We start from the raw sequence: 14,897 nt of genomic DNA on the forward strand, positions 1-14,897 counted from the left end.
ATGGCACTAAGCTGCCTTGAAGACCGCGAGTATTCTCATCGCCGAGCTCGGGTCGGCGTAAAGGAATCGGCGCTTATAGACGTGAAAGAACCAGGCGAGCAGCCGTGGCTCGCGAACCGCGAAAAAACGGTTTGTCAGGATTCGGTCGAACAGCTTGCAGAGCTTGCTGTGGCGATTGAGATAGGACGCATCTTCGAGCGCGAAGTCGGGCTCGAGCGCCGCGATCAGGGACTCGATGTCGAAGTGCTGGTAGTGCTTGGGGTGCATTCCCAGGTTCTTGGTCGGGACCGTTACGATGAGTCGGCCGCGAGACTCGAGATGGTTCCGGAGCGTCGCACGAAGGGTCGCGATCTGCTGAATCGGAATGTGCTCGAGAACCTCGACCATGGTGATCGCGTCGAACCGTTGGTCCAGGAAGCCGGGCGCGGTCACGTCACCTGCCCGAAACTCCGCGCCGGGCGTCATTGCTCGTGCCAGCGCCACGGCCCGCTCGGAGGTGTCGACGCCGACGGCTCGCGTGCGCGGCAATCGTGCCGTGACCTCGGCCACGAGCCGGCCGTCGCCCGAGCCCACGTCCAGCAGCGACTTGGGCTGCAGCTTCTCGATGCAGCCCAGGACGACGCCAAGGTACGACCAGTACAGGTAGCCCCACCTGAGCGTGACCGACTGAACGAAGCCGGCGTCGGTGAGCCGCGGCACGTAGTGATAGGGAAAGCGGTATCCGGCTTCCTGGATCACCTCCGGTGCCGGAGACGGAACCTGCTGCGAGTCCTCAATCAATCCGGCTCACTCCAAGCGGTTCGAGTAGCTCGCTCAGATCGGAGACCGCTACCACCGGAATCGAGGACCAGTCTTGATGGCTCGAAACACAGGCGCGGGCCACAAAGTGAACGCCGGTGCGTTCGGCGGCACGATAGTCGGAGATTCCATCGCCGATGGCGAGCACCTGGTGCGGCTCGAGTCTGTGGCGATCGAGAAGCCGGGCGAAGATCTCGGTCTTGGCCGGCGGCGCGCCGCATATTCCGCGGAAGTACTTACCGAGCGCCCGGCTCTCGATGATGTTCTCGAGCTCCCGCTGCGGCGTTGCGGACGCTACGAAACACTCCAAGCGGCCATGAAGCGCATCGAGCAGGCTCAGAGCTCCCGGCACCATCGGGCATGAGGACACCTTGGATTCGACCAGAGCCGAGAAGCGCTCCCCCAACGCTCGGGACTCCTCTTCGTCGAGCTCGCGACCAAGGATCTCGCGATAGATCCACTCGAACTTCTCGAATCTGGAGTGCCCGAGGTTGTCTCGGTGATGCTCGAGAATACGGCCCACGTGCTCGGGGAGATGGGAGAACAACTCCAGGAAGGCGTTGTCTTTGATTGCGGCCGATTCGAGAATAACGCCGTCGAAGTCGAAGAAGACAGCACGCAACCCGGCTGCCTCGGGCAGCAGCGACCGGGACGGGATAGCCGCCGGGGAGCTGTCTGATTCGGTCACAGCGTGCCGCTATTCCTGGGCCTCTTCCCTGCCATCGGGCCGGCTGAGCCACCATCCCGCGATGCCGAGGTCCAGGGTCGAGTGAATGTCGCGTCCGGTCACCCAGGGCCGAATCAGTGGCCTGCAACGCCTACCCATCCACCACCAGGGATTCGGCCCCTCACGCCGCCGCACGCAGTCCTTTCTGAACGCCCAGACACCCTGGTCATAGTAGTAGGCCTTCGGATACGATTGGCGCTCGGTCGAGACTTGGCGATCCGGGTCGCCGTAGGGTCGTACGAGGTCGTCAACGATCTCCAAGGCTCGCAAGGGGTGGTCGTCGGCGGCTTCCCAAACGGTCATTACCGAGTCCAGCTCGTTGTCGGTGCCAAGGATCTCCAGGCACCGGTCGATGAGCTTCGCGTCGACCATTACGGTATTGCCGAGCAGGATGACGACGTTCTCCAGCTCCGGATTCCTGTCGTCGACCCATTCGACGGCATGGCGGATGACGTCGCCGTGGTTGACTTGGTCGCCGGTCAGGTCGTCGGGACGCCAGATGATCTCGCAGCCGAGATCGGAGCAGACATCGGCGATCGATTGGCCATCGGTGGAGACGAAAACCCGATCGACGCTGTTGGCGCCGAGGGCCGCGCGTGTCGGATAGGCCACCAGCGGCACTCCGGCGACCGGGTGGACGTTCTTGTCGCGGATCGATTTGCTGCCCGCGCGTGCGGTGATGATCGCGGCGTTCACTAGCCCGACCTTTCCGCCTAGGCCCCCTGGTCGATCTGGTGGATGAGCTCCAGGATCCCTTGACCCATGTCCACCGTGTGGCGCGAGGTCAACTTGCGACCGATGCGAGGCATGTAGGCGTAGGGAGTGACTTTGTAGCGGCGATCCTCTTGATCGGTCTCGTCGGCGCGGTACTCGATCTCGAGCTCCTTGCTCAGAATCTCACCGAACATCACGAAGAGGTCTTTCAGCCGGGTGGGGTGGTTTCCGGTAATCGTAAGGTGGCGGTTGACGAACTCATCGCCGAGAGCTTCGACGCTCAGGCGGGCGGCGTCTCGAACGTGGATGTACTCTCGGGTGTCTTCGGGCGTACCATGGTGCGCGATCTTGCCGGTCCGCACGGCTTCCTTGAGCAGGCGATAGACGCCGTTGGAGTCGCCGCTTCTGGGACCGTAGAGGCTGCCATAGCGGAGAATGGTATAGGGAAGGCCGTATTGCCGTTCGTACTCTTCCACGAACGATTCGGCCGCCTGTTTCGAGCACCTGTAGAAGCCGCCGGCTCGGCTGTAGACATAGACCGTGCTGGCCAGGACCAGCCGCTCGACCTCGGTTTGACGCGCTGCCTCGAGAACGTTGATCGTGCCGAGCACGTTGTGGCGGGCAGCCTCGAGCGCTTCGCCGTGAGCCTGATCGAGATCGGCCAGGGCAGCGAGATGGTAGATCACCGAGCACCCCTCGGCCACTCGACGGACCTCGTTGGTGTCGAGGATGTCGCCGGGAACCATCTCCTGACCCTCGATCAGGTACGGCGAAGAATCTCGATCGAAGATCCGAACTTCAAAACCGCTGCGGACCAACTCGTCGGCGATAAAGCTGCCGAGAAAACCGGAGCCGCCGGTGACCAGGGCTCGGCTCATTCCGTATCTCCTGCTTCCGCCAGCGCACGCACGAGATTCTCGACCGCCTCGAGCTCCATCTGGAGCCTGCATTCCGCGGCGTAGGAACCGATGTGCGGAGTGAGAAGTGTGTTGCGCAACTCGATCAGGCCTCCGTGGTAGGGCTCGTCCTCGAAAACATCCAGGTACGCGCCGGCGAGTCTGCCGTCGCGTAGATTCTCGGCCAAAGCCGCTTCGTCCACAAGGCCGCCGCGAGCGCAATTTACCAAGACGGCGCCATGCTTCATCAACTCGATCCGGCGCCGGTCAAGCAGGTTGCGGGTCTCGGGCGAGAGCGGAACATGCAACGAAACTACATCGCTGGCCGTCAGCAGAGAATCGATCCGGGTGTACTCGACGCCGTTCTGCTGTGCCCAGGCCGGATCTGGCTGCAGATCGACTGCAAGGTGTCGACAGTGAAAGGGACTCAGAAGATCGACCAGGGCCCGACCGGCGCGACCGGTTCCGATGATGCCGACCGTCTTGCCCGACAGCAGTTGTCCCATCGGCTTTTGCCAGCTGCCCCGGCGCAGGTCTCGATCGGCTGGAACCAGATGGCGGAGAACGGCCAGCAGCCCTCCGAGGGCGAGCTCGGCGACAGCGCGCGCGGGCGGGTCGGGCGTGGTCGAGACCCGGATGCCCAGCTCCTCGGCCGCGACCAGGTCGACACTCTCGAGGCCGGTTCCGACTCTGGAGATGGCTTTCAGGCTGTCCGCCGCGGTCAAGATCCCGCGGTCGAGAAGCTCGGTGCCGGCTATCAAGCCATCGACACCGGCCAGGGCCTCGCGGGTTTCTTCGGCTTCGAGTTTTCTACTGTGCGGGTTCAACCGGTAGCTGTAACCGGCTCGGTCGAGGGCATCGAGAGGCTCGGGCGAGACCCGTCCGAAGGATGAGGTGGAAATGAAGATTCTGGGTTTCTTCAAATCGCTCCCCCGGGCCAAAGAGTCGCCCATTGTCCCGACAGCTCGTTGTCAGACGTGTGCCGGCTGCTGGCACCAGCCGCGACTTCAGGGCTGGATATCCGACGCGCGACGGGGCTCTCTTCTATCGATGGTCGTGCCGGCCACAAGGGCGCCCGCGGCGCTGGCCATGGGCAGCCAGCCGGCGACAACACAGGCCCGGCAAGTTTCATCGGCTCGCAGCACACCGATGGAATTCGTGCGACTCACGATGCCGTCGCACAACCAGTGGAAGACCTCCCGGCCCTGTTGCAGTTCGGTGGTTTCACCGACCGTGAGATTCTGGGATTGCCCGAGCTCGAACGGGTCGAGCGCGAAGCGGCAATCTTCGTAGTCGAGCACTTGGACGAGCTTGGTCTCCGAGCGGCTGATTTCCGTTCCCGTGACGTCGGCCACGGCCACATAGAACTCGGCGGCCTCGTGCTTCTGAGCCTCCAGCCAGTCCTCCAGCCACTCCCGATCATTCCCTTTCATCCAGTCGCGGGTTTGGAGAATCTCCCACCATTCGTCGGTGAGCTCCTGTTGTTCCCGCTCTTCGGGCTTCGGGAAGACGACCCAGTAGTTGCCGTCGCCTTTCGCGTTCATTTCGACCCAGTAGAAAGCCCCAGTTCGATTCAAGCGCCGGAAATAGAGCCTAGCCTGTTCGCTTCCATCGATCTCGGGCGCGACCTGCGCTGAGTAGCCGATGGTCGATTCGCTGGGAAGGCACTCGAGCGGCTTGGTACTGATCTCCAGGGCCGAGGCGCCCGGGGCAAGAAACAGTGCGGCGGCTGTGCCTAGATAAAGAACCCCTTGTCTGATACTCATTCTCACAGCTCCCATAGCTGAGCCGCCTTCAGGAAGCGACAAAAGTAGATTACGCGGCCGGCTCGGAGTTCGTCAAGAAAGTACTTCACAGTGAAGGCGGAATCAGGATCCTGGCGATATAGCCGTCGACGAATGGACTTTTCGGCAGGTTCGGCAGGGCTTCTCGGAGGATCGAATCGGCCTCCTCGGGGTCCCCGATCTCGTAGGTCGCGACCGCCAGGTAGAAGAGGAGCTCGGGCCGATCACCCGACGGTCGTCCGCCCCGATCGAAGTACTCCAGCACCGATCGCCAATCGGATGACAGGTAGGCGACCTCGGCGGCAAGGTACTGAGCCTGCGGGGAATCGGGGTAGTCGTTGGCCAGCTGGATGGCGTTCTCCATGGTCCGGTCGAGATGCTCTCGGAACCGGCTTGCCGCGATCTCTTCGCGCAGTCTGCGCATGCGCTCTTCCAAAGAGAGCCCGATCTTGATCTCCGGGAGATCCGTTCGGGATTTCCGAGGCGCGTCGTCCTCGAGCTCGGGCGGGACCCTTTCCGCGGCGCCCGGCTCCTGCGTCGAGGACTCGTCGGGGGATGTCGCAAGCGAGTCGTCGGTTGTCTCTATCCTCCGCGCCGCCCGGGCGACTCTGGGTGCCTGGCGTCTCTCGATCGGCAGAGCTTCGAGCAGAGCCGCGGCCTCAGGAGAGCGTCCGGCCGAGACCAGGCAGTCGATGACGAATGCCGCTCCCAGATTGCTCGCGGTGAGAGTAGCGCAACCGCTGAGGGCGGCCAGAACCGGTTCGCATTCTTCGCGGTCGGCCGCGATCTCGGCGCGCAGACAGAGGGCCCGCTCGTTGCCGGGCTGTGCCACCAGCAGTCTGTCGAGGAGCTCGCTCGCCGGCGCGAGTCGGCCGCTTCGGTGGTGCACCTCGGCGAGTGCCAAGAGAGCTTCGGCGTCGTCCGGATTCTGGGTAAGCTGCCGCTCGAGCGCCTTCCTCCGCCGCCTCTGGGGCCGAGGTTGGGTGTCCGGCATCCGGGGTTCGGGCGCCGCCGCCAAGTGCGAGAACATCGGCACTCGCTCGAGGTCGCTTTTGGAGAGCGTTGCTTGGAGCGCGTTCTCGAAGACCGCTTTGAGAGCGCCGTCGATGCCGGAATAGGCATTGAAGCGATCCTCGATCTCCGCCAGTCGTTCGACTGTCTCGAGGAGCTCGGCCGTGTTGCCGTCGCTTGCCTGCGCCCGGCCGAGCTGGATCAGCCCCTCGGCGAGGAGCGTTGGTTCGTCGAGAAAGCCGAAACAGGCCGTGCGAAGCTTATCTTGCGCTTGCTTCGTCCGGCCGAGCTCCAGATCTCGGACCCCCTGGTCGAGAAGTCGCGTGTAGAAAGGGTCGACGGCGGCGGCCGTCCGTGGCACCAGGCCCGCAACGACCGAGAGCAGCGCCACAGCAGGAAGGAACTTGGTCGCGTTCATCGGTAAGGTCGAACTCGAATCGCTAGTGGATGGGACGATTGTTGATGACTGCCTGCGGGTTGTCCAGAGTCAGTCGCCTCGCGAACGCTTCGCCATATGTCCTGCTGAGGTGTTGAAAAGCTCGGCTCAGCCCAGGTGGCCGCCCGGACAGATCGTGCGCATCGCTCGCGATGAACTGTATCAAGCCGGCCGCCAACATTCTCTCGGACAGCGAGCGAACGCGCCGACCGAATCCGCCGGTCAGGCTCATTGCGGTCAGTTGAAACAGAGCGCCGTTGTCCGCGAGCCTGCGCATCAGGTCGAAATCGGACGCCAGGTCGGGAATGAACTCGGGGTGCGCGAAGATCGGACGCCAGCCCTCCAAACGGAGCTCGTGGCTGAGCCCCTCGGCGTCGAGTCCGTTCAAGCCGCGTCGATTGAACTCGAGCAGCAAGTAGCTCGAGCCCGCAAGAGTCAGAGTGCCGCCGCGGTCGGACTCGGCTAGGGCACCGAGGAGGCTGGGGTCGACGCGCACTTCTGCGCCCAGGTAAAGGCGCGGCGTGTCGCCGACCGCGGCTTGGAGGGTATCGAGCCGAGTTAGAAGCTCACCGGGCTCACAGTTCCACCAACTCGGCGTTCGTTGATGAGGCGTGGCGAGCATCGCCGTGCAGCCGTCGGTCGCCGCCCGGCGGCACATCTGAACCGCCACGTCGAGGTTGTCGGCGCCGTCATCGACAGACGCCAGAATGTGCGAATGAATGTCGATCATCAAGCGGCCGAGGAGCTTTCCACTTCCTCGCCGTACGACTCGTAGTAGTAGTACCTGCGGCCGTAGCCTCCGGAGCGCGTCGGCGCATAGCGGTTGAGCACGGTACCGAGGATTCGCACTTCCGCTCTGAGCAGCCGGTCTCTGCAGGTCTGAAGATCGTCTCGGGCGGCCTTGTTGGCGCGGAAGCAGAGGATTACTCCATGGCACATGGCCCCGACCAGCACCGCGTCGGTAACCGCGAGGACGGGGGGAGTATCTACGATCACGAAGTCGTAGTTCGCTTGAGCGAACGAGAGAAACGCTCGCATTCGATCCGAAGCAAGCAGCTCGGAAGGGTTGGGTGGATGTGGGCCCGCCGGGCACAGGAACAGGTTGTCGACGTTCGTTTGCAGAATAAGGCCTTCGGGCTGGGCTGAGCCGGTCAGGAAGTTGACGAGCCCGGCTCGGTTGGAGACTTCGAACACCTTGAACATTCGAGGCTTGCGCAAGTCGCCGTCGACGAGAAGCACCCGTTTGCCGAGTTGAGCCAGTACGGTACCGAGGTTTGCCGCGGTTGCCGTCTTCCCCTCGCCCGACTCGGCCGAAGTAATCGAGATGAGATTGAGCTTCTCCGCACTCGAGAGGAGAAGGGCGGTGCGCAGGGATCTATACGCCTCCGAGACCGCCTGGCGAGGGTGGACGGCCGGCAGCAGTTCGATCTGGCGGACGGAATCGCCGGCCAGGGCGGCCTGCGACCGCCTGCGGTAGCCGTAGTAGCCGGCCAAGCCGTAGCCCTTCGATGTCTCACTTACATCCGGAATGACCCCGAGAAGGGGAAGCTCGAGGAGCTTCTCCATCTCTTCCGGCGTTTTGATGGTTCGATCCAGGAAGTGCAACAGTAGGATCAGACCGATCCCGAGCGCGAGTCCGCCCGACACCCCGGTACCCAGATCGAGCCTGAGCGAGGGCCTGAACGACCGGGTGGGTACCAGGGCTTGCTCGACCACCCGGACGTTCGATTCTCGCTGGCGAAACATCCGGGCGGAGGTGTTGGCCGCGGACAACTGTCGCAGGATGTCGTCCTTCTTGGCGCGCCTGGCCTCGATCTCCATTCGCAGGTTGTTGTACTCGACCGAGGCGGAGCTCAGATCCATTGCTTCGGACTTCACCTGGTCGATCTCTCGCTCGATTCTCCTGACCTGGGATCGGGCCGCCGAGTATTCCGCTCTATAGCGGCTTTCGGCGTCTGCATAGTGTTTGTCGACCGCCTGCGAGTAGGCCCGCTCACCATCTTCGATGGCAGCTTTGAGCTCGACCATGGCGGGCCAGTCCGGCTTGTAGATTTGCAGCTTGGCGTCGTAGTCGGCCTGCTTCCTCAACCGCTCACGGCGCAGTTCGGTAATCAGCCCGTTCGACTCGTCATCCGCCACTCGGTCACGTGGAAGCTCGGGGAGGTCTCGGGAGCGGGCTTCCTTCTCCCTCAAAGCACCCTGAGCGTTCAGAAGCTGACCATTCAAACTGTCGAGTCGCTGCAGGGTGGGGTTGGATGCCGGATCGAGCGTGACAATGTCGGCGAGGCGAGAGTACTCCTCCAGCTGTTTTTCTTTCTGCTGGAGCTCCTCGTTGACGTTCTGCAGCTCGATGCCCAGGAACGTAGAGGTCTTGCTGACGACGTCCGAGCGGCTCTCGATGCTCCAGCTGATGTACTCCCGGGCGAATGCGTTGGCGAGCTCGGCGGCCCGCTCCGGGTCCGAAGAGGTGTAGCTCAACCGCACGAGCTCGGTGTTCAGAATCGGCGTGACCTTGATGCCGCCCAGCAGGCGCCGAGCAAGACGGGCGAGCTCGGTGGCATCGGTCGCTTCCGATCCGCCGAGAGCGAGATCTGGAGGAGAGTCCAACCCGAGGTCGGCTCCCAAGTCGAGACTCTGAACCACCCGCTCGGCGATTCCGCGGCTTCGGAGGAGCTCGTACTGAGTCGGGTAGTACTTCTGGGTGAGAAACGCCTCGAGGTAGGGATTCGATTCGTCGTTGAGGGCAAGGGGGCTGCGCTGCTCGATCTGGAGCAGCGTCGAGGCCCGATACTCGGCAGGCGTGATGTAGAAGTGAAGTAGAGCGATACTCGTCGTCAGAGCCACGACAATGGCCAGGAGGCGCCAGCGCGAGATGATCAGCTGCAAATACTCGCGCATGTCGAAGCTCGACGTGATCGGCCTGTGGGGCCGCTCCGGAGCCTCGAGCATGACCTCGCCGGTGCTCAAAAAAAGGACTCCTTGACGACCACGACGTCGCCGTTTCGAAGCTCTATGTCGGCCTGGCGCCCGCTCAGTAGCTTTTTGTAGTCAGCCCTTATCTCCTCGCCGGAACCGGAGCGACGCACTACGATGCTGTTCGAGGCGCGCTCCGAACGGCCTCCGACTCGCGCCAGGACCGCAACCAGCGTGATCTGGTCGGTGCTTCGGAACACGACCGCGCCCGGGTTCTGGACCTCCCCCATGCAGTAGATGGTTACGTTTGTCGCAGCCGGGACGTTGATCAGGTCGTTGGGCTTCAGGGCTATGTTGACGTCGGGATCGCCCAGCTCCAGCAGACGCTTAGAATCGATTTCGAGCTGATCCGAAAGCCCATTGGCTGACCTACGCAGGATGAGGATCCTGCCGCCGGCGCTCTCGGCCAAGCCGCCCGATTCTCTGATCGCGTCGAGCAACGTCCAACGACCGGAGAAAGGAAGTGCGCCGGGCTTCCTTACCGCACCGAGCACGGTGATCGGCTGGGATCGGTGTTCGATGACGCGCAACGTTACCGTGGCTCGCTGCAGGTACCTCTCGAAAGCCTCTTCGAGCACGCGCGCCGCCTGTGCGGTTGTCAAACCGCTGACCGCGATCGGTTCGATAGGGGGCAGCTCGATGGTTCCGATGTCCGTGATCCGGGTCTCCGCATTGAGCGATTCGTCCTCCAGAACCTCAATCGAGACGAGATCATTCGGTCCGATTCGGTAGGAAGCAGCCGATTCGTCGATCTGGCCGGTGCTTGGCAGGGGAAGTAGAGCGAGAATGACCCATCCGACCGTACGCAACAGGAGCTGTGGCGAAGGCTGGATCATTCGCGGATCCTACAACATGGGCAACAGGGGGTTACCAAGGTAGCAGCTCTTCGTGCAGCTCGATTCGCAGCCCTAGTCGAGTGTTGGATCGATTGAATTGCGGTTGGTTGGAGTCCCACGTCTCTTCGCTGAACCTACCGGTCAAGGTGAAGTTGTCCGAGAGCTTGAGTGCCGCCGTGAGTCCCAAGGCCTCGAGGTCGTCTTCGCGCTCGCTGCTCTCCGGCTCGACAAAGGTCGACGTGCCATTGTCCGCGAACACACCCGCGCTGAATCGACTGCTGAAATCATGGTTCAAAGCGACGCCGGCGAACCGACTCTCTACGATTCCGGTTGGCGAGGACACCGCAAATGACAAGCTTTCTTGGGCACGTAGGGCGACCGTGGTGGCAGCACGAAGTTTGTAGATCAGGTTGGCGGTGCCGATGCTTTGCTCGGTGTCGCCAAGTAGCGGATCATCGTAGTCGATACGGAGGTTCGCCCACTCGACGTTCATCTGCAGCCTGCCGGTCTGGTAGGCGAATCTGGCCATCGGCCCGGAACCGTCGTTCGACCTGTTTGTTTCGACGAGGAAATCGACCTCGATTGTCCTGTATCCGAGGCCCAGAACGACTCTCGAGCCCGCCAATTCGAGGCCGTAGCTTTGCCGGCTCGAATCCCGGTCGAGTGAGCGAAGGTCCAGTTCCGGAACGAATTGTTCGGCGTCTCGGTCGTGCTCTGCTTTGATCGATCTCGACTCCCCGAAGATCGCGAGTCTCCGGGTCATCCTGATGGCGAGGGCTAATGCGAGGCTGTCTTGCGCGATCTGAACAGGAGCCTCGAGCTCATTGCTCAGGGGCCGTTCTCGTTCAGTGCTGCTCGCGTTGGCCGCGAGTCTGAGCCTGTTGAAGTTGCCGAACCAGGCCAGACCCGAGTTGAGGTTGAACTGGCGCAGATCCTCGGAGTCCTGCCACCAGCTATATTCCGGTGTCAGGAAGGCCGAGAATACGGATTTCGATCCCAGGGGAAGGTAACCGACGATCCCGGCTCCTACAGTGGCATGTGAGTCGTTGACTCTGGTCGACTCGTCCGGCGAACTGAAGGCATTCTCGTCGTAGCCGACGTTGGTGAGGGAAAAACGGGGATCGATACGCAATGGCCCGAGCCGCCATCGAGCTTCGCCGGCGGCGCGCTGCACGCTATCGGCGAGGCTCTCTGGAGTTCTAAGCCGAGAGCCCGGAGCCGTGTACTGAGTGAATTGCGATCTTGCCGGTACACTGACACAGAGCGTAAGCAGGCAAAAGGTGACGGTTCTTATCGGCATTCAGTTGGGCTCCTCGCTTCGGCTCGGTACTCTTGGCTCCTGATGCGTTCTCGGCAGTCAATAGTACCGTCGGGCGGGAGGACGACCACGTACGTGCTCTGCATCGCGGTCGTCGTCGTTCCGCTGCTCTATGGTGGGGCGACGCCCCTCGGGACTCTGGTTGTTCGCCTGGCCGCGCTTGCCGTCTTCGCGCTTAGCTTTCTGGGTCGAAGGAGACTTCGTCCTCGGCACGAGCTGAACCGACTCTTGGCGGTCCTGGTTGCGCTCGCGCTGGTCGCGCTCCTGCAGAGCTTGGCCTGGCCGAGAGGACTGGTCGAAGCTCTGTCCTCCGGGCACGCGCAATTGGCGGGCGAGGCGGCAGCGGCAATCGGCGCGGAGCAACGGACTTGGATTGCCCTCTCGTTGAATCCGTCGGCTTCTCGGGAGGTTGCACTGGATATGTTGGTTCTTGGTGCCCTGGCATTCGGCGCCGCACGCGTTGGACGCCGTAGAAGCGGTCGCCGCCTGCTTGCGGCCGCAGTGCTCGCCTCAGCGAGTGTCCAAATAGTGCTTGGTTTGAGGCCGTGGCTGTCCGGTCAGGTGCCCCGGTTGCGCGGCTCGTACCTCAACCCCGATCATCTGTGCGTGCTGCTCGAGATGGCGGCGTGCATTGCTCTGGCGGCTGTCCTTCGAGCCGTGCTCTCGCAACGCCGATTCAGAAGCTGGGAGACGCGAGCGATCGCGGTGGTCGTGTTCTCTACGTTGCTTCTTCTGGTCCTGGCCGCCATCGCTTTCACCGGTTCCCGTGCGGCTCTGGTAGCGGTGCTGGTGGGTCTGCTGGTGCAACTGACGATCTTGCCTAGGGGGCGGCGCTTGGTGCCCGTTGCGATCGCCGCCGCGGTCGGCGTTGTTTCCTTGGGATACCTTTCCTGGATTGGCGTCGGACCGGCGTTCGGTCGCCTTACCGGAACCTCGTGGTTCGAGGTAGTGTCGAGTAGTCGTCTGACGGTCTGGCGCAGCGCCATCGATCTAGCTCGCGAGTTCCCCTTGGTGGGTACCGGGCTGGGGAGTTTTGATGCTGCGTTTCCGCTGGTGCAACCGTCGAATGTCGAAGCGGTGAGATGGGCGAAAGCACACAACGACTTCCTCGAGCTCGTCGTGACGGCAGGTCTCTTGGGCCTTGCTCTGGCGGCGGCGGGTGTCGGTTCTCTCCTGCTGACCCTTGTCCGCAGAATGCGGGCCGCTCTGAGAACAGATGACCGCTTGACGTATTCCACCGCGCTGAGTTGTCTTGCCGCCGTCGCCGTACACGAGACGGTCGACTTCGGCCTCAGCCTGCCCGCGAACGCGTTCGTTCTAACGGCGATCTTGGCTGCCGCGATCGGGGCGCGCGCCCGATCTACCCGATCTACCCGACCTAATCAATGAGCTCGATCGCTGTCGGGCGAGCGTGCCGACCGGCGATCGGCTCTATCTCGAGGGTGTGGAAGCCGGCTGAGTCCGGCGCCTCGATGGAAAGTCGCGCTCCGACATCGACTGCGCGGCATCCCTGAAGCTTGCTCGACCACGAGATCTCCACTGCTGCGCCGGCGGGGTCGACGTAGCCGAATCGAAGTCGCACTTTGTCGGGAGGGTTCTGCCAGGAATACTCGCGAAACCAGACACGCCGCTCCTGAGAAATGCTTTTGCTCTGCCAATCGTCGAGCTCCTGGTTCGTCTTTGCCGGCTGTTGACGCTGCCGGATTCTCCCTCGCACGGAACGCACGACTGCGCGCTCGGCCCAGTTGGGATGAATTAGACTCAGTGTCTGTTCCGCTTCGCCCGGCTTGCCCTCAGCGACCAGGCGGTTGGCTTTCTGCAGGAGGTAAGGGGTCCATTCCTCGGTTCTTGGGACGAGAGCGGTACGTGCGTAGTAGTCGGCGCTACCGACGTTACCCGCCAGCTCGGCGAGCCACGCGGCGTCCGATGACGCTCTGAACTGGCCGAGGGTCTGAAGCCGCCGCACGGTGGCCTCGGGTAGTGGACAGGTGTTGAGTAGACACTCGCGGTGAGCCCATTCGAGCCAGAGTCTGGCGCGTTGGCGGGGACCGGGCGGGATGGGGCCAGCAGGTAGCGTTTCGAGTGTGCGAACCAGAGTCTGCGCGTGCTCCGGGCCCACGGGCGCGCTCTCGAGTACCTGCACGCATTGGTATCGAGCCACGCGCGAGTTTCCCCCGGCAAGCCGCTTGGCTGCCTGGTCGAGCAGGTCATCGAAGTAGGCCGTCAGAATGGCGCGACCGCGAAGTCGGGCCTGGCAAGCGCGCTGCCAGTCGTTTCTCGCGATGAAGTGATTCTCGACTCGTTTCCAACTGATGGTGTCGGCCGGAATGAGCTCGAAGGCCTGTTCGAGCGAGTCCGCGCGACCGAGCCAGGCTGCGAGAAGCTGCTCCAGAGTAGAGCGGTCCTGGAACGCCTTCCTGAGCACTTCGACAGCGAACTGCTTCTCTTCCGACGTCATGAGCGACCACTCGTTCAAATACGCGGCACCGAGGATTCGACTCGGCTCGGCCTGGCTCGGGGCTCTCTGCATCGCGGAGATCAAGGGAGCTTCCCAACTCGCCCGGTCGCTCCAGCGCTTCGGATCTCCGCGCCGACTCTCGAGCAAATAGGTTGAGCCGGCCAGGATCATTCGGGCTTGCCAGGATGCGGGCCTCCGTTCGAGAGTCTCGACGGCCATTGAGCGGGCGACGGCGAGCTTTAGCCGTGATAGAGCTTCGGCCTGATCTCGATGCTCCGCCGGGAGCTCGGCGAGCCAGCGCCGGTCGAGCTCGTCGGCCAGCAGCGCACGCGCGACCATGAGCCGGGCTCGCAAGATGTCTGGTTCGCGCCGGACATCGATGAGAACTCCGGGCTCGCGGGCGCCGGTGCCGAGCTCGCCGAGTAGATCGGTCAGCCGCTCTCGCGAGCGGGTCCACGAGATGTACGAGAGCAGACTGACCGTCGCGAGCGCCAGAGCGAGAACGGCGGCGGCAAGACGCTTGGGATAGGCTTTCATCAGTTTCCCCGCAGGGAATCATAAGGCCATGAAGGACTCCCGAGCGCTCACCGTGGTCTGGGCTTTGGGCACCGCGGCTCTGTTGCTCATGCCGGGCCACAACCTGCCGGAAGCCGGACTGTCCGAGGCGCTCGAGGCCGTCATCGAGCTCGGCGTTCATTTCATCCTGTTTTTCGGTTTGTCATTCCTTGCCGCACACGGGTATGCAGGCCCGGGGCAGGAGGCGGGCAGGAGAAGTCGGCTCATTGCCGCGCTTCTGGCGTACTGCGTGCTGCTCGAGATTCTCCAGATCGCAGTTCCCGGGAGGAATCTCGAGTTCCCGGATCTGGCAGTCGGCATGCTGGGTGTCTTGCTCGGATTCAAGAGAGGGTCCTGACCGCTTCCTGCTGCCATATACTCCCGCTCCGGA

At 62.9% G+C, this 14,897-nt stretch carries 14 protein-coding genes; 2 read left to right on the plus strand and 12 right to left on the minus strand.

Going from position 1 to position 14,897, the window contains the following annotated elements; genetic code table 11:
- Positions 1-6 precede the first annotated feature (6 nt).
- From GY769_11030 to GY769_11080, 11 genes are all read right to left on the minus strand, one after another.
- A complete protein-coding gene (locus GY769_11030) occupies positions 7-780 on the minus strand; it encodes a class I SAM-dependent methyltransferase (protein ID MCP4202452.1) in 774 nt (257 codons plus the stop codon).
- Complete coding sequence (locus GY769_11035; GenBank protein MCP4202453.1) at positions 773-1,486, minus strand: HAD family hydrolase; 714 nt, start codon at positions 1,484-1,486, stop codon at positions 773-775. The genes GY769_11030 and GY769_11035 overlap by 8 nt, the downstream gene beginning before the upstream one ends.
- Positions 1,487-1,495: 9 nt before the next feature.
- Positions 1,496-2,221 (minus strand): NTP transferase domain-containing protein, encoded by a 726-nt coding sequence (locus tag GY769_11040; GenBank protein MCP4202454.1) that lies wholly within the window; start codon positions 2,219-2,221, stop codon positions 1,496-1,498.
- 17 nt (positions 2,222-2,238) lie between these two features.
- Positions 2,239-3,117: an NAD(P)-dependent oxidoreductase gene (locus tag GY769_11045; GenBank protein ID MCP4202455.1), complete on the minus strand. Its 879-nt coding sequence runs from the start codon at positions 3,115-3,117 to the stop codon at positions 2,239-2,241.
- Positions 3,114-4,058 carry a phosphoglycerate dehydrogenase gene (locus GY769_11050; protein ID MCP4202456.1) on the minus strand — a complete coding sequence of 315 codons (945 nt, stop codon included), beginning with the start codon at positions 4,056-4,058 and terminating at the stop codon, positions 3,114-3,116. The genes GY769_11045 and GY769_11050 overlap by 4 nt, the downstream gene beginning before the upstream one ends.
- An 84-nt stretch (positions 4,059-4,142) precedes the next feature.
- Entirely contained in the window at positions 4,143-4,901 is a 759-nt protein-coding gene (locus tag GY769_11055) for a hypothetical protein (GenBank protein ID MCP4202457.1), read from the minus strand.
- Positions 4,902-4,986: 85 nt separating this feature from the next.
- Positions 4,987-6,348 carry a tetratricopeptide repeat protein gene (locus tag GY769_11060; protein MCP4202458.1) on the minus strand — a complete coding sequence of 454 codons (1,362 nt, stop codon included), beginning with the start codon at positions 6,346-6,348 and terminating at the stop codon, positions 4,987-4,989.
- A gap of 22 nt (positions 6,349-6,370) precedes the next feature.
- The gene (locus GY769_11065; GenBank protein MCP4202459.1) at positions 6,371-7,096 is read right to left on the minus strand and encodes a tyrosine protein phosphatase; all 726 of its coding nucleotides are present in this window, start codon (positions 7,094-7,096) and stop codon (positions 6,371-6,373) included.
- The gene (locus GY769_11070) at positions 7,096-9,333 is read right to left on the minus strand and encodes a polysaccharide biosynthesis tyrosine autokinase (protein MCP4202460.1); all 2,238 of its coding nucleotides are present in this window, start codon (positions 9,331-9,333) and stop codon (positions 7,096-7,098) included. The genes GY769_11065 and GY769_11070 overlap by 1 nt, the downstream gene beginning before the upstream one ends.
- On the minus strand, positions 9,330-10,175 hold the full coding sequence (locus GY769_11075) for a hypothetical protein (protein ID MCP4202461.1): 846 nt from the start codon (positions 10,173-10,175) through the stop codon (positions 9,330-9,332). Before GY769_11075 ends, GY769_11070 begins: the two co-directional genes overlap by 4 nt.
- A gap of 31 nt (positions 10,176-10,206) precedes the next feature.
- Positions 10,207-11,475: an outer membrane beta-barrel protein gene (locus tag GY769_11080; protein ID MCP4202462.1), complete on the minus strand. Its 1,269-nt coding sequence runs from the start codon at positions 11,473-11,475 to the stop codon at positions 10,207-10,209.
- 93 nt (positions 11,476-11,568) lie between these two features.
- On the opposite strand from GY769_11080, the gene GY769_11085 reads away from it, so the two are divergent.
- Positions 11,569-12,882, plus strand: a complete 1,314-nt coding sequence (locus GY769_11085) for an O-antigen ligase family protein (GenBank protein MCP4202463.1) — start codon at positions 11,569-11,571, stop codon at positions 12,880-12,882.
- Here GY769_11085 and GY769_11090 read toward each other — a convergent pair.
- Entirely contained in the window at positions 12,872-14,488 is a 1,617-nt protein-coding gene (locus GY769_11090; GenBank protein MCP4202464.1) for a hypothetical protein, read from the minus strand. The genes GY769_11085 and GY769_11090 overlap by 11 nt on opposite strands.
- A gap of 28 nt (positions 14,489-14,516) precedes the next feature.
- Between GY769_11090 and GY769_11095 the strand changes: the two genes are divergently transcribed.
- On the plus strand, positions 14,517-14,864 hold the full coding sequence (locus GY769_11095) for a hypothetical protein (GenBank protein MCP4202465.1): 348 nt from the start codon (positions 14,517-14,519) through the stop codon (positions 14,862-14,864).
- The last annotated feature ends 33 nt before the right edge of the window (positions 14,865-14,897 follow it).

The sequence above is a fragment of the bacterium genome, assembly GCA_024224155.1.
In the GTDB taxonomy this organism is placed as follows: Bacteria; Acidobacteriota; Thermoanaerobaculia; order Multivoradales; family JAHEKO01; genus CALZIK01.